Source organism: Caulobacter sp. P1_B12_2 (assembly GCF_056406675.1).
In genome coordinates, this window is the sequence record NZ_JBFTZS010000786.1 from 1 (window position 1) to 1,010 (window position 1,010).

General features: G+C 73.7%; 1 protein-coding gene and 1 pseudogene. One reads left to right on the top strand and one right to left on the bottom strand.

What is annotated here, in order from left to right; genetic code table 11:
* Positions 1–815, bottom strand: an 815-nt coding sequence (locus tag AC1DZ6_RS25755) for an MFS transporter (protein WP_477099920.1), incomplete at its 3' end; no start/stop codon positions are given.
* A gap of 82 nt (positions 816–897) precedes the next feature.
* Between AC1DZ6_RS25755 and AC1DZ6_RS25760 the strand changes: the two are divergent.
* Positions 898–1,010 (top strand): annotated as a pseudogene (locus AC1DZ6_RS25760) (transcriptional regulator); the annotation flags it as partial.

Sequence of the window (1,010 nt, forward strand, 5' to 3'; positions counted from 1 at the left end):
CTCTGGAACACCGCCAGCGGCACGGCGGGGTGCGGGCTGCGGATCTCGACCGCCAGGAAGGCGGCGGTGGCCGCGAAGCCCGCAAGGAGCGCGCCTAGCACCAGCGGGTCGCCCCAGCCGCGATGCCCGCCCTCGATCACCGCCCCGACCAGGCAAGCCAGGGCGACGAAGGCCATGGCCTGGCCGGGCAGGTCCAGCGGCCGCTTCTCGCGCGGCGGAACCTCGGGCACGCAGGCCAGGGTCAGGGCCGCGCCCAGCAGGCAGAGCGGCAGGTTGACCAGGAACACCCAGCGCCAGCCCAGGGCGCCGATCAGCAGGCCGCCGATCACCGGTCCGGCGGCGATCGACACCCCGCCGGCCGCCGTCCACCAGCCCACGGCCCAGGCCCGCGCCTTGTCGTCGCCGGCCGCCGCGTGGGTGATCAGGGCTAGGGAGGGCGGCACCAGCAGGGCCGCCGCCGCCCCCTGGATGGCCCGCGACAGGATCAGCTGCAGGCTGCTCTGGGCCAGGCCGCAGGCCGCCGACGACAGGGCGAACAGCACCAGCCCCGTCAGAAAGGCTCGGCGCGGCCCGAACCGGTCACCCAGCGCCCCGGCCGACAGCAGCAACGCCGCCAGCAGCAGGGTGTAGGCGTCGACCACCCATTGCAGACTGGCGGTCGGCGCGCCGAACTCGCGGCCGATGGCGTCGAGCGCCACATTGACGATGGTCACGTCCAGCTGGACGATCGTGAAGCCGAAGCTGGCGGCCGCCAGGATCAGCGGCAGGCCGGCGGGCATGGCGAAAGCGCGGGACGCGACTCGGACGTGGGTCATGGGGTGATCTTCGCCGAGGTCGCGGCCGGATGTTACACGCAAGGGTGAAGCATCCGCGCGATGGCTGTCTTATGATCAGCCCATGGAAGCCAATATCGCCTCCCCCGCCGCCCTGATCGGCGATCCCAGCCGGGCGGCCATGCTGCAGGCCCTGATGGACGGACGCGCCCAGCCGGCCGGGGCCCTGGCCTGGGC